Below are 17,922 nucleotides of genomic sequence, written 5' to 3'. Positions count from 1 at the left end.
TCAGGATCGATCAACGTCAGGGATTGTTGAGGACGGGCAGTGCCTTGCCCATCGTCGGCGAGCTCAGCGTCGCCTCCAGCAGGTGCTTGCCGAGGAGGCTCTCGTCGGGCAGCTCGATCGGGTACTCGCCGGTGAAGCAGGCGGTGCAGAGCGTGCTGCGGGTCTGCTTGGTCGAGTCGATCATCCCGTCCAGGGAGATGTAGCCCAACGTGTCGGCGCCGACGCTGGCGGCGATCTCCTCGGGCGTCAGTCCGTTGGCGATCAGCTCGGCGCGCGTCGCGAAGTCGATGCCGTAGAAGCACGGCCACTTCACGGGCGGGCTGGAGATGCGGACGTGCACCTCGAGAGCGCCGGCCTCCCGGAGCATCCGCACCTGCGCGCGCTGGGTGTTGCCGCGGACGATCGAGTCGTCGACCACGACGATCCGCTTGCCGCGGATCATGTGCTCGAGCGCGTTGAGCTTGAGCCGGATGCCGAGCTGGCGCAGGGTCTGGCTCGGCTGGATGAACGTGCGCCCGACGTACGCGTTCTTGACGAAGCCCTGGCCGAACGGGATGCCGGACTCCTCGGCGTACCCAGCAGCGGCCGGCGTGCCCGACTCGGGCACCGGGATGACCAGGTCGGCCTCGACGGGGAACTCGCGGGCCAGCTGGCGGCCCATCTCGACGCGGGACTCGTGGACGCTGCGGCCGCTGATCGTGGCATCGGGGCGGGCGAGGTAGACGTACTCGAAGACGCAGCCCTTGCGGTCCGGCTCGGCGAACTTGTGCGAGCGCAGGCCGTTCTCGTCGATGACGATCATCTCGCCGGGCTCCACCTCGCGCACCACGCTCGCCCCGATGGTGGCGAGCGCGGCGTCCTCGGACGCGACGACCCAGCCCCGGTCCAGCCGGCCGAGCACCAGCGGGCGGATGCCCTGCGGGTCGCGGGCGGCGTACAGGGTGTTCTCGTTCATCCACACGAAGCAATACGCGCCCTGGAGCAGCGGCAGCACCTCGAGGGCGCGCTGCTCGAGCGAGGTGTCGGGGTGGTGGGCGAGCAGCGCGGTGACCAGGCTGGTGTCGTTCGTCGAGGTCTCCTGCGGACGGGTGTGCAGGTCGAGCTCGTCGTCGGGACCGGGGAGGTCGACCACCATCTGGGCCAGCTCGGCGGTGTTGATCAGGTTGCCGTTGTGGCCCAGCGCGATGGAGCCGTCAGCGGTCGGCCGGAAGGTCGGCTGCGCGTTCTGCCAGGTGCTCGCCCCGGTCGTGGAGTAGCGGCTGTGGCCGATCGCGAGGTGGCCCTTGAGCGAGGCCAGCGTGGTCTCGTCGAAGACCTGGGAGACCAGCCCCATGTCCTTGTAGACCAGGATCTGGCGGCCGTTGCTCACCGCGATGCCGGCCGACTCCTGGCCGCGGTGCTGGAGCGCGTACAGGCCGAAGTACGTCAGCTTGGCGACGTCCTCGCCCGGCGCCCAGACGCCGAAGACGCCGCAGGCGTCCTGGGGCCCCTGGTCCTGGGGGTCGAGAGCCGCGGTCAGCCTGCCGTCGCCGCCCTTGCGGGGGCTCGATTGGAAGGGCACGCTCCGAGTCTAGGGCCGTCGGGCCAGGCCACCCACTTCGGGCGCGCCCGCGGGATCGGCCACCGGTCGCGTCCCGTCCGCTTACCATGAGGGCCGAGACCGAGGAAGACGAGGGACCATGGCCCGGGATGTCACGCCCGAACAGACCGCAGCACGGCTGCGCTGGTCGGACTCCGCGTCCCGCGACACCCTCCAGCTCATCGCGGAGGGCGTCACCCAGGTCGCGGGCTTCGGCATCGCGGCGATCAGCGTGGTCCGCCAGGACGGCGGGCTGGAGTCGGTCGCGGTGGCGGGCAGCGACGAGGCGCGCGCCGAGCTCGAGGGCACCCGCTCGACCGAGGCACGGCTGCTCGAGGAGCTGGCCAAGGCCGACGACTGGGGACTGCTCCGCTTCGTCCCGCACGACCGCACCGACGAGGGCGTCGGCGACACCTGGGGCTGGGTCCCCGACTACGAGCCGATCGACGCACCCGACGCCTGGCACCCGCTGGACCTGCTGATCGCCCCGCTCTACGACGACGACGGCGCCCTGCTGGGCACCCTCGCGATGGACCTGCCCGTGGGCGGACGCCGCCCCGACGAGGCGCAGCGCGCCGTGCTCAACGCGTACGCCGAGCAGGCCGGCCGCGCCGTCGTGGTGGCCCTGGAGCGCGAGGCGCTCGCCGAGCAGGTCCGGATGGCGGAGGCGGCTCGCCGCATCGTCCGCCGAGCCAGCGCCCAGCTGAGCCTGGACCGCATCGTCTCCGACAGCCAGGACGCGGTCATCGAGGGCTTCCGGGCGGCCGGCATGTGGATCCACACCTTCGGCCGCGGCGAGGGCGACATCGGCCACATCTACTCCTCCGACGGCCAGGAGATCCGGCTCGAGCCCACCCTGGTCCGGATCGCCGAGCAGACCGCGGTCCAGGCCTGGCGACAGCAGCAGGCCGTCGTCATCGCCCCCGACCGCGGGTTCGAGCCCCTCACCGACCAGCAGGCGGGCGCCGTGCTCGACTTCCTCCGGTCGATCGACGTCGAGTCCCTGCTGTTCATCCCGCTGGGGGCCGGCCCGGAGTGCCTGGGCAACCTGGTGCTGACCCGGCTGGCCGGAGCACCCGCGTGGACCGAGGCCGAGGCCACCACCGCTCTCGACATCGGCCACGACCTCGGTCGTGCGATCCTCAACGCGCGCACCTTCGAGCGCGAGCACCAGCTGGTGGTGGAGCTGCAGGAGCTGGACGCGTACAAGGGCCAGCTGATCGCCACGGTCGCCCACGAGCTCAAGAACCCGCTGTCGTCGGTGCTCGGCCACCTCGAGATCCTCGACGGCACCCCCGACCTGCCCGGCCGGACGAAAGGGTCGCTCGCCGCGATGGAGCGGGGCGCCCAGCGGATGGTCAAGGTGATCGACGACCTGCTGCTGCTCTCGAAGGTCGGCGACCCGGACAACCCGGTGATCTCCCGACCGGTCGACCTGCGGCGGGTCGTCGACGACGTCGTCGACCTGGTCGGCCTGTCCGCGCAGCAGAAGCGGATCGACCTGCGGGTGGAGGTGCCCGACGAGCCGGTCTTCGCCGTGGGCGATCCCGACGAGCTCGACCGCGTGTGCGGCAACCTGCTCAGCAACGCGGTCAAGTACACCCCCGAGGGCGGCGTGGTGACGGTCAGCCTGGCCGTCGCCGACGGCGAGGTCGTCTTCACCTGCCACGACATGGGGATCGGGATGTCCGCGGACGACGTACGCCACCTCGGGACCGAGTTCTTCCGCTCCTCCAACCCGATCGCCCTGGCGCAGCCCGGGACCGGGTTGGGTCTGGCGATCGTGCGACGGATCGTCGCTCGGCACGACGGTCGGCTGGAGATCGACTCGGAGCTGGGTCGCGGCAGCACCTTCCAGGTGCACCTGCCGGCCGCCTGAGGGCGGGTGGCGCGCGGATGACGGACAGCACCGGACTCGAGCGACCGGTCCGTGGCTCCCGGTGGTCGGACGCCCACGCCCGCGACGCGCTGCGCCCGATCCTGGACACCCTCGCCGAGGTGGCCGGCTCCGACGTCGTCGGCGTGAGCGGGATCCGCGACGACGGCTACCTGCAGGTCCTCTGCGTCGTCGGCCCGGACGACGCCCAGGAGGTCCTCGTCGACAGCCTGGCCCCGGTCGCCGAGCTGCTCGAGCAGCTCGAGGTGGCCGAGGACTGGGGGACGCTGAAGTTCGTCCCGCACGACCGGGTGAACCTCGACGTCGAGCGGTGGGGCTGGGTCGCCGACGGTCCGCGCGACGTGGCGGACGGGGTCTGGCACCCCCAGGACCTGCTGGTCGCCCCGATCTCGGACGACCACGGGCAGCTGGTCGGCGTGCTGGCCATCGAGCTACCGGCCGACCAGCTCCTCCCGACCGGCGGCAGCCGCGACCTGCTCGAGATGTACGCCCGCCAGGCATGCCGCGCGATCGCCGCGATCCTCGAGTCCGAGCGACTGGCCGAGCAGATCCGGCTCGCCCGCGCCGCGGCCAACATCGTGCGCCGCGCCACGGGCTCCATGTCGGCTCCCGAGGTGCTCTCCGAGTGCGGTGCCGCGATCGTCGACGGCTTCCGGGCCCAGGCGCTCTGGACCCACCTCTTCGGGAGCGAGCCGCGTCCGGTCCAGGACGCCGACCCGCACTCGCTCCCCCAGGAGCTGATCGAGATCTTCGTCCGCTACTCCGTGGCGGCGTGGGAGCGGCAGGCCGTCGGCGTCTTCGCCCCGGACCGGCAGCCGCCCGAGCCGCTCGAGGACGCCGACCTGAAGGCCGTCCTGGAGTTCGTGGACGCCGAGTCGCTGCTCGTCGTACCTCTGGGCGCCGGGCCGGAGTGCCTCGGGTGGATCGCGCTGACCCGGGGCCCGGGTGACGCCGAGTGGACGGCCGGGGAGGCCGAGGTGGCGTTCGGCATCGGTCGCGACCTCGGCCGGGCGCTGGCGAACGCGAGCAACTACGCGCGCGAGCACCGGCTGGTCGAGGAGCTCCAGGAGCTGGCCGACTACAAGAGCCGGCTGGTCGCGACCGTCTCCCACGAGCTGCGTACGCCGCTGACCAGCATCGTCGGGTTCCTCGAGCTGCTCGAGGGCGATCCCGGGCTCTCACCCCGCTCGCGCTCGGCCATCCAGGCCATCCACCGGGGCAGCACGCGGCTCTCGCGGGTCGTCGAGGAGCTGCTGGTGCTGCACCGCACTGCCGACGGAGAGCTGGAGGCACCCACCGAGGTCGACCTCGGCGCGATCGTCGCCGACATCGTAGAGCTCAACGAGGGACCGGCGGCGCCGCGGCGGATCGAGCTCACGAGCTCGCTGCCCCACGCACCCGTCCGGGTCCTCGGCGCCGCCCACGAGCTCGAGCACATCGTCGCCAACCTGGTGAGCAACGCCGTGAAGTACACCCCCGACGGCGGCCACGTCCGGGTCACCCTGGAGGAGGTCGACGGCGAGGTCGTGCTGACGTGCACCGACGACGGCATCGGGATCTCGGCCGAGGACCAGGCGCGCGTGTTCGAGGAGTTCTACCGCTCCGCGGACCCCGACGCGGCGCAGCGCTCCGGCACCGGCCTGGGGCTGGCGATCGTGCGGCGGATCGTGGACCGGCACCGCGGCGGCATCGAGCTCGAGTCGGTGCTCGGCAGCGGGAGCACCTTCCGCGTCCGGCTGCCCGCCCTCTGACGCTCAGCCGGCGAGGTTGCGCAGCAGCAGCGCCTCGGCCAGCACGACGCGCTCGAACTCCGCGAGGTGCAGACCCTCGTTGGCGCCGTGGGCCCGGGTGTCGGGGTCCTCGACGCCCGTGACGAGCACGCTCGCCTCCGGGAACGCCTCGAGGAACTCCGCGATGAAGGGGATCGACCCGCCGACGCCCATGTCGACCGGCGCCGTGCCGTCCCAGGCCTCGCTGAACGCCGCCCGCGCCGCGTCGTACGCCGGTCCGGTGGCATCGATCTGCGTGGCCTCGCCGGTGTCGACGACCTCGTGGGTCAGCGTGGCGCCCCACGGGACGTGGGCCTCGAGGTGCTCGACGAGGCGGGCGAGGGCGTTCTCGGTGGTGTCGCCGGGGGCGATGCGGAGCGAGATCCGCGCCTTCGCGGCCGGCACGAGGGTGTTGCTGGCGCCGGCGACCTTGGGAGCGTCGAGGCCGGTGATGCTCAGCGCGGGCTTGGTCCACAGCCGCTCGACGGTCGAGCCGGTGCCGATCCACTCGATGCCCGGAGCACCGCCGGACTCCGCCCGCAGCCGCTCCTCGGGGTAGTCGACGTCGGCCGCGGGACCGCTGTGCAGCCCGTCGATCGCGACGTTGCCCGCGTCGTCGTGCAGGGTCGAGATCACTCGGCTCAGCGTCATCAGCGCGTCGGGCACGAGGCCGCCCCACATGCCGGAGTGGACGGCGTGGGTGAGGGTGCGGACCTCGATGTCGACCCGCACCAGCCCGCGCAGGCTGGTGGTCAGGGCGGGGACGCCGATGTCCCAGTTGCCGGAGTCGGCGATCACGATGACGTCGGCCTCGAGGCGCTCCTGGTGCTTGCCGAGCAGCTCCACCAGGGTGTCGGAGCCGACCTCCTCCTCGCCCTCGATGAAGAGTCGCACGGTGACGGGGAGGTCGTCACCGAAGACCCGCAGCGCGCCGACGTGCGCCATGATGCCGGCCTTGTCGTCGGCGGCGCCGCGGCCGTAGAGCCGGCCGTCCCGCTCGGTCGGCTCCCACGGGGCGGAGTCCCAGTCGGCGTGGTCGTTCTCGGGCTGCACGTCGTGGTGGGCGTAGAGCAGCACGGTGGGCGCGCCCGCCGGGCCCCTCTTCTCGCCGATCACCGCGGGCGGTGCGCCGTCGTACGCGCGCACGATCTCGACGTCGACGCCCTCGGCGGCGAAGAGCGCGGCGGTCCTCTCCGCGCTCCGCTCGACCTCGTGGAGTCGCTCCGGGTCGGCACTGACGGACTGGATCCGGACCAGTTCCTCGAGGTCGTGGCGGACTCCCGGGAGGACGGACTGGACGCGGGCGCGGAGGTCGTCGGTCATGCGTGCCAACCTAATCGTCGGGGTAGTCCCTGACGCTTCCGGGGCCGATCGGCCGGCCTGACCCCGCGAGCGTCAGGGACTACCCCAGTGGGAGGTACGCCGTCAGGTCCGCCCGCTCACCGCTGGCACGGACCCGGCCGGTGCCGTCGGCCTCGGCCCAGGCGAGCGCACCCGACGCCAGGGCGATCCAGGTCTCGGCGTCCATCTCGACGACGGCGGGCGGGGTGCCGCGGGTGTGGCGGACGCCGGGGATCACCTGCACGGCGGCGTACGGCGGGACGCGGACCTCGACGGAGTGCCCCGGCGCCCGGTCCTCGAGGACGGCGAGGAAGTGCTTGGTCAGCAGCCGGAGGTCGGCCCGGTCGGCGGAGCCGTCGGCGACCCGGGCGAGCGCCGCGGCGACGTCGTGGGGGTCGGCGGGGCGCAGGCGCGCGGCCATCAGTCGTCCTCCTGCGCACGACCGTCGGGGTAGGGCATCAGCACCGAGAACATCAGGTAGGTACGGCGACCGTCGTCACCCCGCCCCCGCGTGCGATCGACCCACCGCGTGAGCACCTCGTCGACCTCGCCGGCGAGCTGGGCCGCCTCCTCCCGGGTCAGCCGGACCGCGTTCTCGTTGACCGAGCGCAGCACCCCGGGGTCCCGGTCGTCGGTGTACGCCGCGTCGACCACCACGTGACCCCAGCTCACGGCGTGCCGGCGGAACACCGCCGACGCCGCCGTGCCGCCGGGCTGCTGCTCCAGCTCGGTGAGGTTGATGGTGACGCCGTCCGTGGAGGTCGGGCGCCAGACGCGGTCCCGCTTGTCCCGCGCCGCCGCGGGGTCCTCCTCGACCAGGCCGTACTTCGCCAGCTGGCGCAGGTGGAAGCTCGCCTGGTTGGCCGGGATGTCGAGCTCCCGCGCCAGGTCGGCGGCACGCATCGGGCCGCTCGCGGTCAGCTCGCTCAGGATCCGGGTGCGCACCGGATGGGCGATCGCGCGCAGCATCGTCGGGTCGTGCACCGGCTGGCGGGAGGGCTCGGGCGGCATGACGTCCAGCCTAGCCGAGTTGCGCACGCTCTATTGCGCAACACAACGTGCGCAACATATGGTGCGCATATGTCCGGCTACCGCGCGCTCGCCCGCAACCACGACTTCACGGTGCTCTGGCTCGGCCAGACCATCAGCGAGCTGGGGAGCCGGGTGAGCACCTTCGTCTTCCCGCTGCTGGCCTTCGCGCTGACCGGGTCGCTGCTCGCGGCCGCCGCCGCGGAGGCGGTCTTCCTGCTGGGGATGGCGGGCGTCCTGCTCCCCGCGGGCGTGCTCGCGGACCGGCTCGACCGCCGCCGGATCATGCGCTGGGCCAGCGGTGGCGGCGTGGTCCTCTACTCCTCGCTCGTCGTCGCCGGTGTCGCGGACGCCCTCACGGTGCCGCACCTGCTGGCGGTCGCACTGCTCACCGGCGTCGCGGCCGGTGTCTTCGCACCGGCCGAGATGTCCGCCGTGCGCGCGGTGCTGCCGGTGACGGACCTGCCGACCGCGCTGTCGCAGCAGCAGGCCCGCCAGCACGTCGCGGGCCTGCTCGGCGCGCCGCTCGGAGGGGCGCTGTACGCCGTGACGCGGTGGCTGCCCTTCGCCGCCGACGCGGTCACGTTCGCGATCTCGTGGGTGCTGCTGGGACGGATCCGCACCGATCTGTCCGCCCCGGCCGCGACCGCCCACCGACGGCCCACGCGGGACGTGGCCGAGGGCATCCGGTTCATCGCCCGGCACCGGCTCTTCCGGGTCCTGGTCGTGTGGTCGGCACTGACCAACCTCACCGTCAATGCGCTCTTCTTCGTGGCGGTGCTGCGGTTGGTCGAGGGTGGCTTCGCGGCGTACCAGATCGGCCTCGTCGAGACGGCGGCCGGCGTGTGCGGCATCCTCGGCGCGCTCGTCGCGCCCTGGCTGATCGACCGCATGCGGACGGGCCGGCTCACCGTCGCGGTGGCCTGGAGCTTCGTGCCGCTCGTGGTGCCGATGGCGCTGTGGAACCACCCGGCCGTCGTCGCCGCGGCCCTCGCGGCCGGACTGTTCCTCAACCCGGCCGGCAACGCGGGCATCGGGGCCTACCGGATGGCGGTGACGCCGCCGGAGCTGATCGGCCGGGTCCAGGCGACGATGCAGTTCGTCTCCATGGCCGCGATGCCGCTGGCACCGGTGGTCGCCGGCCTCCTGCTCGCGGGCGTGGGCGGCGGCGCCGCCGTGGCGGTGCTCGGCCTGCTGACCGCCGCGGTCGCCCTGATCCCGACGCTCTCGACCAGCGTCCGCTCGGTCCCGCGCCCGCGGGACTGGCCGCAGCCCCCACCGACCGACCCTCGGACCGGGGGCGACCACCCCGTCCTGGCGACCTCGGGACGCCCGGCCGCCTGAGGCGCGGGCGGCTCAGCCGGCGTCGCCCGCCGCACCGACCGCCCGGGCGAACCGCTCCCCCGCCCGGGCGACCCGGTCCACCAGCTCGGGCGGGCCCTCGACGGTGAACTCGGCGTCGAGGTGCGCGAGCACCATCAGCGGCCAGTCGAGCGTGTCGGTCCGCATCGTCATCAGGCAACCGGGGCCGTCCGGCTCGATGGTGGCCCAGCGGCCGACGTACTCCTCGACCGCCTCGGCGGTGGCGGCCATCCGGACGCGTACGACGTAGCGCTGCCCGACCGACTTGATGCCGGCGCGCACGAAGGTCGGGGCGTCCTCGGCCGGCAGCTCGCGTGGCCGGAACCGCTGGCCGGTGGCCACCGGGTCGCTGATCCGGTCGACCCGGAAGGAGCGCCAGTCCTGGCGGTCGCGGTCGTAGGCGACGAGGTACCAGCGCCGACCGAGCGAGACCAGGCGGTGCGGCTCGACCCGTCGCTGGGTCGGCTCGGAGTCGCGCGCCCGGTAGCCGAAGCCCAGCAGCTCGTCGTCGCGACTGGCCTGGGCCAGGACGGTGAGCACCGAGGCGTCGATGACCGGGCCGCCGCCCCACGGCACCCCGTCGGTCTGCGACCGGAGCGCCGCGATCCGTCGGCGCAGCCGCGGCGGCATCAGGGCGGTGACCTTCGTCAGCGCCTGCAGCGACGTCTCCTCCAGCCCGGCGACCGCGCCGGAGGCGGCGGTGTGCAGGCCGACGGCGATCGCCACCGCCTCGTCGTCGTCGAGCAGCAGTGGCGGCAGCGCGCCCCCGGCGCGCAGCTGGTAGCCGCCGGCGACGCCCCGCACGGCGTCGACGTCGTACCCCAGCTCGCGCAGCCGGTCGATGTCGCGGCGCAGCGTCCGGGCGCTCACCTCGAGCCGCGCGGCCAGGTCGGCGCCCGGCCAGTAGCGGTGCGTCTGCAGCAGCGACAGCAGCCGTAGCATCCGGGCACTGGTGCTCATCACTCCAGCGTACGGCGCATTGAGGTCAGGTCCTGACCGCTACCAGCACCGCATCGGTCACCGAGTGCGTCTCCTCGTGGCGGGTCTCCCGGCGCTCACGCGCCTCGGCCCGTACGACGAACCGCTCGGGGTCGACCGCAGGCGCCAGCTCCTCGGCGGTGAACATGACGCCGGGCAGCGACCAGCGCAGGCCGGTGTGCGAGTCGTCGGGGTGGTGCCCGGCGACGAGGAGCGTGCCACCCGGCGCGACCGCGGCCGCCATCTGCTCGGTGGCCTCGAGCATCGCGTGGTCGAGCAGGTGCAGGAAGCAGGAGCTGACCAGGTCCCACTGCTCGCCGGCCGGGGTCCAGGTGCGCAGGTCGGCCTGGCGGAGCTCGATCCGGTCGGCGACGCCCCGCTCGGCGGCGTGCTCGGCGGCCTTGCGCAGCCCGGCCTCGGAGAAGTCGATCGCCGTGACCTGCCAGCCGCGCTCGGCCAGCCAGATCGCGTCGCCACCCTCGCCACAGCCCAGGTCGACCGCCCGACCGGGCGTCAGGTCGCTCGCCTCCGCGACCAGCACGGCGTTCGGCCGCCCGCTCCAGGTGCGCCCCTCGCCGGCGTACCGCTCGTCCCACGACGACTGCTCGAAGTGCTCGCGGGTGATCTCCCCGTGGCCCCGCTGCTCACCCTGCCCGTGGCTCATGCCGACTTCCTCCGGTACGTCGCGACCGCCGCGGCGGTCTCCTCCTCGATGAGGTCCATGTTGATCATGGCACCGGCGTTCAGGCCGCCGGCTGCTGCCGAGATGACCTGCGCGCGCAGGTCGGTGACGTTGCCCGCGAGCCAGACCCCGGGCACGGTCGTGGCGCCGCCCGGGTCGGACGGGACGGCGTACCCGAAGCGCACGCCGCCCATCTCGACGGCGACCGGCTCCAGCCCCAGCGAGGCGAGCAGGTCGGAGTTGGCGACGAACTGCGGCGCCGCGACCACCGCCTCACGCCGCACGACCTCCCCGGACTCCAGGCGTACGCCGACGAGCCGGTCGTCCTCGACGACGACCTCGGTGACCCTGCCCTCCACCACGGCGACCCCGCGCGCGGCGAGCCGCTCGGCGTCCTCCGGCGACAGGGCGAGCCGGTCGTTGAGGAAGAGCGTCACGTCGTCGCTCCACTGCCGCCACAGCCCGGCGCCGTGCAGCGCGAACGCGTTGCCGGCGACGATGCCGATGGCCCGGTCGCGCACCTCCCAGCCGTGGCAGTACGGGCAGTGCAGCACGTCGTTGCCGAACCGCTCGGCCAGGCCGGCGATCTCGGGCAGCACGTCGGTCAGCCCCGTGGTGACCAGCAGCCGCCGCGCGTGGACGGTGGTGCCGTCGTCGAGCGCGAGCCCGAAGCCGGTCGCGCTCCGCATGGCCGTCGTGACCCGGCCACGACGCACCTGCACGCCGTACGCCGCGACCTCGGCCCGGCCGACCTCGAGCAGCTCGGCCGGCGGGGTGCCCTCGCGACCGAGGTAGTTGTGCACGTGCCCGGCGGCCGCGTTGCGGGGCTCGCCCGCGTCCACGACCAGGACCGTGCGGCGGGCCCGGCCCAGGGCCAGGGCTCCGCTCAGGCCGGCCGCTCCGCCGCCGACCGCGACGACGTCGTACTCCGGTGATGTCTGCATGCGACCGAGTGTGCGGAGCCTTCGCCGTATTGACAAACTTCCTTGCCGGAATGGCAAACTGGACACATGCGTGACTTCGCCGACGTGCTGGAGGCGGTCGGCCCCCGGCTCCGGGCCGCCCGGCTCGAGCGGGGCGCGACCCTGGCCGAGCTCGCCGAGTCCACCGGCATCTCGGTGAGCACCCTGTCGCGGCTGGAGTCGGGGCAGCGCAAGCCGACGCTGGAGCTGTTGCTGCCGTTGGCGCGTGCCCACCAGATGCCGCTCGACGAGCTGGTCGACGCGCCCGAGACCGGCGACCCCCGGGTGCGCTCGAAGCCGATCGTCCGGCACGGGCGCACCTACCTCCCGCTCACCCGGCGACCCGGCGGCCTGCAGGCGTTCAAGGTGATCTTCCCGCAGGACGAGGGCCCGCCGTCGACGCTCGCCACCCACGAGGGCTACGAGTGGCTCTACGTCCTCTCGGGCCGGCTCCGGCTGGTGCTCGGCGACCAGGACCTCGTGCTCCGGGCCGGCGAGGTCGTCGAGTTCGACACCCGGACCCCGCACTGGCTCGGCAACCCCGGCCCGCACCCGGTCGAGGTGCTGGCGCTCTTCGGGCCGCAGGGCGAGCGGATGCACGTCCGCACCTGAGCCTCTAGGGTTCGCGGGTGAGTGCTGCTGACGGTGACCGTCTCGCCAGCTGGCTCGAGGGGCTCGGCCTCGCGGACCACCTGGCCGAGGCCGGCCTGCCGACCTTCTCCCGCGACGACGAGGGCCGGGCCGTCTGGACGGAGCCCGACCGGATCGACGAGCTCGACCGGCTGCTGCGCAGCGAGGGCAGCGAGCCCGAGCACGCCGTGCCGGTCGGCCTGCTCCTGATCGCCCGGCAGGCCCGGCTGCGAGCCGCCCTGCTCGAGACGCCGTGGTTCACCTACGAGACGCTGGCGGAGTTGCGCGGCGCCTCGGTCGACGCGACCCGCTACGCGGTGCACAAGGCCGAGCAGACCCACCGGCTCGTGGTTGTGCCGGTCGAGGGACGCGCCCTGGTGCCGGCGTTCCAGCTCACCGCCGAGGGGGAGATCCGGCCCGACGTCGCGCCGCTGCTGGAGCCGCTGCTGGCGGCCGGGATGGACCCCTGGCGCGCGTGGGCCTGGCTGACCCAGCCGGCGGCGCTGACCTTAGGACGGGCGCCCGAGGAGGCGGTCACCGACCCGGAGATGACCGAGCTCGTGCTGCACGCCGCCGTCCGGCTGGCCGAGCGGCAGCGCCGATGACCGCGGGCGCGGCCTCCGAGCAGCTCAAGGTCGAGCCGGTACGCCGTACCGTCGCCCTGCTGCACGACCGGATCGAGGCCCGCTTCCCCGCACGCGGGCTGCGGCAGGCCTGTGCCGACCTGCTGTCGCTCGTCGACGAGGTCGGCGCCGTCTCGGAGACCACGCAGACCCGGGTCCGGCTGGCCCGGGTCTGCTCGCGCGCGCTGACCGTGGTGATCCTGGCCGCGACCGTGGTCGCGCTGGTGCTCGGGATCCACGACGCCACCGTCAGCGACGACCGGCTGCGCACCTCCCTGGACTGGCTGCCGCTGATCGAGACGGTGATCGCCGACCTGGTCTACGCCGGCATCGCGGTCTTCTTCCTCTACTCGTTCCCCGAGCGGGTCCGGCGCGGACGGACGCTCGCGCTCCTGCACCAGCTGCGGTCCATGGCGCACGTGATCGACATGCACCAGCTGACGAAGGACCCCGAGATGCTGCGGGAGTCCTTCCGCCCGACGGCGGTGAGCCGCCCGCTCGACCTGAGCCGGGACGAGATGGAGCGCTACTTCGAGTACTGCTCGGAGATGCTGAGCCTGGTCGGCAAGACCGCAGCGCTGTGCGCCGAGGAGTCGCGCGACGTGGTCGTGCTCGACACGGTCAGCACCATCGAGTCCCTCACGGTCGGGATGTCGCGCAAGATCTGGCAGAAGATCTCGATCCTCAACGCGATGACCTGAGGTCGGCCTCGTCCGGGTCAGCCGAGGCTGTCGAGGTGGGCGAGCGTCGTCGCCCAGGCGTCCGACTCCGGGTCGATGACGACGAAGTGGTCGCCCTCGACCTCGACGAGCTCGGCCCGACCGCCGCCGGCCCGGGAGGCCGCGACGTACGACCGGGACTGCTCGATCGGGACGTTGTCGTCGCGGGTGCCGTGGATGCACCAGACCGGCACGTCGAGCGGCGCCGCCCGGATCGGGTCGACGTCGGCGTCCTCCGGGCCCGGCGGGTGACCGAGGAACGCCTCGACCGCGCCACCACCGAGACCGTCGTCGTACGCCGCCGTCAGGTCGAGCACCCCGGCCTGGGAGATGACGTGGGTGAGCCCGCCGTGGCCGGCCGCCCAGGTGACGAGGTGGCCGCCGGCGGAGTGGCCGATGCCGACGACCGTGGTCAGGTCGACGCCGAGGCGGGCGAGCCCGTCGACCGCGGACCGGACGTCGGCGAGGGTGTCGGCCGCGCCGGTGCCACGGCGGTACTCGATCGCCCAGGTCGCCCAGCCGGCCGCGACCAGGCTCGGCACGAGCGGGGTGGCGTACTCGATGCCGTACTCCGGCTTCCAGAAGCCACCGTGCACCAGCACGGCGACACCGCGCGGGTCACCGGACGGCAGGGTGAGCTCGCCGTACTGCGCGGGATCGTCGCCGTACGCGACCCTGCGCGTCCCGACCGTCGAGGGCTCCTGCGACACCGGGGCCTCCTCCTCGTCGGTGCAACCGGTCAGGGCCACGAGCCCGCAGAGGGCAGGCAGCGACAGCAGGGTACGACGGTGCACCCCGGTGGTTCGGCGCGACCGCGCGCGAGGATGGCGGCTGCAAGGATTTTGTAGGCGCGCAGGTGGATGATGTGCGCCGTGGACAAGACCTTGTACGACGCGCTGGGCGGACGCGACGTCCTGACGGCGGCGGTCGGCGACCTCTACGACCGGCTGCTCACCGATCCGGCGGTCTCGCCGGCGTTCGCACACGTCGAGATGGGCCGCCTGCGGCCGCACATGCGCGCGTTCCTGGCGTCCGCGCTGGGGGCCGACGTGGAGTACGGCGGGCGAGACCTGCGGAGCGCGCACGCCGGCGTGCACATCACCGACGACATGTTCGACCGGACGGCGAGCCATCTTGTCGATACGCTGAGCGCGCTCGAGGTCGATCCGGAGGTGGTCGACGAGGTGGTGACCCGGCTGGCCGCGCAGCGCGACCAGGTGGTGACCCGCCTCCCGGTCGGAGGCGTGGAGTCCCCGACGACCTGAGCACCTGTCATCTGGGACCGGCAGCGCCTGCCGGAGGGGAGGTGCCGTGGCCAGTCCGATGACGGTCTCCGTGCGCCTGCTCGGCCCCGTCGAGGTCGACCTCGACGGCGTCCCGGTCGACCTCGGCTCCCCCAAGCAGCGTGGCCTGCTCGCGCTCCTCGCGATGGAGCCGGGGCGGGTCGTCTCCGCCGAGCGCCTGATCGGCGAGCTGTGGGGCGACGACGCCGGCGACACGTCGCTCTCCACGCTCCAGGTCTACGTGTCCCGGCTGCGGCGCGCCTTCGGCGGCCCCGAGGACCGCGGCGGCGCGGCTCCGCCGGTCGTGCTGCGCCGCCCGCCCGGCTACGTGCTCGACCTCCCCGCCGAGGCCGTGGACACCCAGGCGTTCGACCGGCTCCTCACCTCCGCGTCCGAGCGCGCCACGCACAGCCCGCGCGAGGCGCTGGCCCTGGTGGAGGAGGCCCTCGCGCTGGTGCGCGGGCAGGTCCTCGGCGACGTGATCGACCGGCTCGGCGACGTGGCGCGCACCGAGGCCACCCGGCTCGAGGAGCGGGTGCTCACGGCGCGGGAGCTCCGCCTCGAGCTCCAGCTCGCGTGCGGGGACGCGGCGGCCGCGGCCACCGGCGCGACCGCGCTCGCCGCGGGCCTGCCGCTGCGCGAGAGCGTGCACGCGATCCTGATGGTGGCGCTCTACCGCGGCGGGCGGCAGGCCGAGGCACTCGCCTGCTACGACCGGCTCCGGTCCCGGCTCGCCGACGAGCTCGGCGTCGACCCCGGCCCCGAGCTGCGCCACCTCCACGCCCAGGTGCTGCGCCAGGACCCGGGGCTCGCCGGACCGGTCGCGACCGAGCCCACGCCCACGATCGCCCCGGTCGCCCGCACGCAGCACCCGCTGGTCGGCCGGTCGTCGGAGCTCGACCAGCTGCTGCGCTCGGCGGCCGAGGCCCGGGCCGGGCACGGCGGCCTGGTCGCGATCATCGGCGAGGCGGGGATCGGCAAGACCCGGCTGGTCCGGGAGCTGGCGGACCGGTGCTCCGAGGACGGGATGCTGGTCGCGTGGGGCGCCACGCCCGAGGAGAACACCGCCGGGCCGTTCGCACCCTGGCAGCGCGTCCTCGCGGCGCTGCCGGACTCGCCGGCGCGCCGCGAGCTCCGGTCCCTGGACGCGACGACGGGCGCAGCCTTCGACGGCGGTCTCGCCGCCCACCAGCGGACGATCCGGGCGTGGGTCACCGAGATCCTCGCGGCGGCCGAGGCGCAGCCGCTCCTGGTCGTGGTCGAGGACGTCTCGTGGGCCGACCCCTCGACGCTGGCCGTGGTGAGCGCACTGGCGCCCGAGTGCGCCGACCACCCGATCCTCCTGGTGCTCACCCGCCGACCGGCGGAGAGCGCCGCCTGGTCCGAGGTGGCCGCCCGGCTCGCCCGGCTGCCGCACACCACGCGGGTCGACCTCGGCGCGCTGGACGCTCCGGCTGCGGCCGAGGTGGTCAGCAGCCGCCTGGCCCGGCCCCGGCCCGCGGAGCTCTGCGCCACCGTCGCGGGCCGCGCCGACGGCAACCCGCTCTTCCTGGTCGAGCTGGCCCGGCTCCTCGACCAGAGCCCCGCCGACGTGGCCGGGCCGCAGATCGAGGTGCCCGGCACCGTGCGCGACCTGATGCTGTCGCGACTCGCCACGCTGTCCCCCGCCGCCCGAGCGCTGCTCGACGTCGCGGCCGTCGCCGGCCGGGAGGCACCGCTCGCCGTCGTCGCGGAGGTCGTCGGGCTGGACGCGGACGAGTTCGAGGAGGCCCTCGACGAGACGACCGCCGCCGGCGTGCTGGTCGAGGCCGGCGACAGCCGGCCCCTGGTGCGCTTCCCCCATGCGCTGCTGCGTGACGCGGTGTACGCCGACCTCCGCCCCCGACCACGCGCCCGCTGGCACGGCGAGCTCGCCGGGGCGCTGGTCCGGGCCGGGGTCCACGACCCCGAGCGCCTGGCGGGCCACCTGCTCGAGGCGGTCGACAACGTCGGGGCCGAGAGCGTGCTGCCCGTGCTGCTGGAGGCGGCCGACCGGGCGCTGACCCAGCCCGGCTCCCACCAGGGCAGCTGGTGGCTCGAGCAGGCGCGGAGCGTGGCCGACCAGGTGCCGGCCGGTCCGGACGGCGATCGCGCCCGGATGGCGGTGCTGCAGCGCGAGAGCTCCCGGGCCGCTGCGGAGCACGGCTGGACCTCGACCGCAGCCGGCGACCACGTCGGCGAGCTGATCGTGCTGTGCCGACGCGAGCCACCCGGGCAGGAGGTGGTCGACCTGCTGTACCGCCGGATGGCGGCGCTGCTCGGCGCCGGTGAGACCGCCCGGATCGAGTCCGAGCTCGAGCCGCTGCTGCGCTCGGAGGTCGACGCCGGCCACGAGGGGGAGCTGCTGGCGCGACTCGCCCTGGGCCTCGCCGCCAGCTGCCGCAACCGGCCGGAGGTGGCGCACCGCCACCTGACCCGGGCGCTCGAGCTGTCCGACGGGCAGGCGATGGGCCCGTCCTGGGCCGACGCGGCCGTCACCGCCCAGGGCGCCCTCGCGCACGCCCTGCTGCACCTGCGCCAGCCCGACCGCGCCCAGACCGTCGCCGCCGACACCCTCGCCCGGGCGTCCGGCCTGCCGGCCGCCGAGGCGGTCGTGGTCGACCTGACGGTCGCGCTGCTCGCCGCTGCCCGCGGAGACCACGAGGCGGCCGCCCACCACGCCGCCGACGTCCGGGTCCGCGGGCGTGAGCGCGGCCTCGACCTGGTCGTCGTGCTCGCCGAGGTCGTGCTCGGCTGGGCCGACGTACGACGGGTCCGGATCCCCACCGACGCCGCCGCCCGCGAGGACACCCTGGCCGGGCTGCGCGCCGCCCGTCAGCGGTGGTCCGGCATCGGCGTGATCGCCCTCGACGTGGTCGTGGCGACCCTGGTGGCCGAGGCCGAGCTCGAGTGCGGCAACCCGGCCCAGGCGCTCGCGCAGGCGGCTGCGGTCCGGCCCGGAGCGCCCGACCTGTCCTGGTCGGCACGGCTCGCCGACGTCGAGGCCCGGGCCGCGCGCGCCACGGGTGGCGTCGAGTCAGCATCCTGAA

16 protein-coding genes are annotated in these 17,922 nt (G+C 74.2%); 8 read left to right on the top strand and 8 right to left on the bottom strand.

Annotation, left to right across the window (positions count from 1 at the left end):
* Positions 1–16 precede the first annotated feature (16 nt).
* Complete coding sequence (gene purF, locus N542_RS0111580; protein WP_028644051.1) at positions 17–1,561, bottom strand: amidophosphoribosyltransferase; 1,545 nt, start codon at positions 1,559–1,561, stop codon at positions 17–19.
* A 118-nt stretch (positions 1,562–1,679) separates the two neighbouring features.
* On the opposite strand from purF, the gene N542_RS26650 reads away from it, so the two are divergent.
* Positions 1,680–3,458 carry a sensor histidine kinase gene (locus N542_RS26650; protein WP_028644050.1) on the top strand — a complete coding sequence of 593 codons (1,779 nt, stop codon included), beginning with the start codon at positions 1,680–1,682 and terminating at the stop codon, positions 3,456–3,458.
* Positions 3,459–3,475: 17 nt separating this feature from the next.
* Entirely contained in the window at positions 3,476–5,227 is a 1,752-nt protein-coding gene (locus tag N542_RS26645; RefSeq protein WP_051551624.1) for a sensor histidine kinase, read from the top strand.
* Positions 5,228–5,230: 3 nt separating this feature from the next.
* On the opposite strand, the gene N542_RS0111565 is transcribed toward N542_RS26645, so the two are convergent.
* The 3 genes from N542_RS0111565 to N542_RS0111555 all read right to left on the bottom strand — a co-directional run bounded on the left by N542_RS0111565 (position 5,231) and on the right by N542_RS0111555 (position 7,597).
* Positions 5,231–6,568, bottom strand: coding sequence for a dipeptidase (locus tag N542_RS0111565; RefSeq protein ID WP_028644049.1), 1,338 nt, complete (start codon positions 6,566–6,568; stop codon positions 5,231–5,233).
* A gap of 79 nt (positions 6,569–6,647) precedes the next feature.
* Complete coding sequence (locus N542_RS0111560; RefSeq protein ID WP_028644048.1) at positions 6,648–7,007, bottom strand: sterol carrier family protein; 360 nt, start codon at positions 7,005–7,007, stop codon at positions 6,648–6,650.
* The gene (locus N542_RS0111555) at positions 7,007–7,597 is read right to left on the bottom strand and encodes a winged helix-turn-helix domain-containing protein (RefSeq protein WP_028644047.1); all 591 of its coding nucleotides are present in this window, start codon (positions 7,595–7,597) and stop codon (positions 7,007–7,009) included. Before N542_RS0111555 ends, N542_RS0111560 begins: the two co-directional genes overlap by 1 nt.
* A gap of 69 nt (positions 7,598–7,666) precedes the next feature.
* Between N542_RS0111555 and N542_RS24550 the strand changes: the two genes are divergently transcribed.
* The gene (locus N542_RS24550; protein WP_051551623.1) at positions 7,667–8,959 is read left to right on the top strand and encodes an MFS transporter; all 1,293 of its coding nucleotides are present in this window, start codon (positions 7,667–7,669) and stop codon (positions 8,957–8,959) included.
* A gap of 12 nt (positions 8,960–8,971) precedes the next feature.
* Here the strand turns inward: N542_RS24550 and N542_RS0111545 are convergent, their stop codons facing one another.
* From N542_RS0111545 to N542_RS27865, 3 genes are read right to left on the bottom strand one after another with little or no spacing between them, the layout of a single operon-like run.
* Entirely contained in the window at positions 8,972–9,940 is a 969-nt protein-coding gene (locus N542_RS0111545) for a helix-turn-helix transcriptional regulator (protein ID WP_028644046.1), read from the bottom strand.
* A gap of 22 nt (positions 9,941–9,962) precedes the next feature.
* Positions 9,963–10,619 (bottom strand): SAM-dependent methyltransferase, encoded by a 657-nt coding sequence (locus tag N542_RS27870; protein WP_051551621.1) that lies wholly within the window; start codon positions 10,617–10,619, stop codon positions 9,963–9,965.
* Entirely contained in the window at positions 10,616–11,581 is a 966-nt protein-coding gene (locus N542_RS27865) for an NAD(P)/FAD-dependent oxidoreductase (protein ID WP_028644045.1), read from the bottom strand. The genes N542_RS27870 and N542_RS27865 overlap by 4 nt, the downstream gene beginning before the upstream one ends.
* A 66-nt stretch (positions 11,582–11,647) precedes the next feature.
* On the opposite strand from N542_RS27865, the gene N542_RS0111530 reads away from it, so the two are divergent.
* Genes N542_RS0111530 through N542_RS0111520 form a run of 3 tightly spaced genes read left to right on the top strand, consistent with a single transcriptional unit; the run spans position 11,648 to position 13,553 of the window.
* Entirely contained in the window at positions 11,648–12,211 is a 564-nt protein-coding gene (locus N542_RS0111530) for a helix-turn-helix domain-containing protein (RefSeq protein WP_028644044.1), read from the top strand.
* 17 nt (positions 12,212–12,228) lie between these two features.
* Positions 12,229–12,834: an alpha/beta hydrolase gene (locus N542_RS0111525; protein WP_028644043.1), complete on the top strand. Its 606-nt coding sequence runs from the start codon at positions 12,229–12,231 to the stop codon at positions 12,832–12,834.
* The gene (locus N542_RS0111520; protein WP_028644042.1) at positions 12,831–13,553 is read left to right on the top strand and encodes a hypothetical protein; all 723 of its coding nucleotides are present in this window, start codon (positions 12,831–12,833) and stop codon (positions 13,551–13,553) included. The genes N542_RS0111525 and N542_RS0111520 overlap by 4 nt, the downstream gene beginning before the upstream one ends.
* Before the next feature lie 17 nt (positions 13,554–13,570).
* Here N542_RS0111520 and N542_RS24540 read toward each other — a convergent pair whose 3' ends face one another.
* Complete coding sequence (locus tag N542_RS24540; RefSeq protein WP_231482609.1) at positions 13,571–14,281, bottom strand: alpha/beta hydrolase family protein; 711 nt, start codon at positions 14,279–14,281, stop codon at positions 13,571–13,573.
* Between the two features lie 162 nt (positions 14,282–14,443).
* Between N542_RS24540 and N542_RS24535 the strand changes: the two genes are divergently transcribed.
* Complete coding sequence (locus N542_RS24535) at positions 14,444–14,836, top strand: group I truncated hemoglobin (protein ID WP_197025932.1); 393 nt, start codon at positions 14,444–14,446, stop codon at positions 14,834–14,836.
* A 46-nt stretch (positions 14,837–14,882) separates the two neighbouring features.
* Positions 14,883–17,921: a BTAD domain-containing putative transcriptional regulator gene (locus N542_RS0111505; protein WP_155992996.1), complete on the top strand. Its 3,039-nt coding sequence runs from the start codon at positions 14,883–14,885 to the stop codon at positions 17,919–17,921.
* The last annotated feature ends 1 nt before the right edge of the window (position 17,922 follow it).

This window comes from Nocardioides sp. URHA0020 (assembly GCF_000620705.1).
Taxonomy (GTDB): Bacteria; Actinomycetota; Actinomycetes; order Propionibacteriales; family Nocardioidaceae; genus Nocardioides.
Note: the sequence above shows the minus strand (reverse complement) of the source record. Positions and strands in the feature narration are given on the sequence as shown.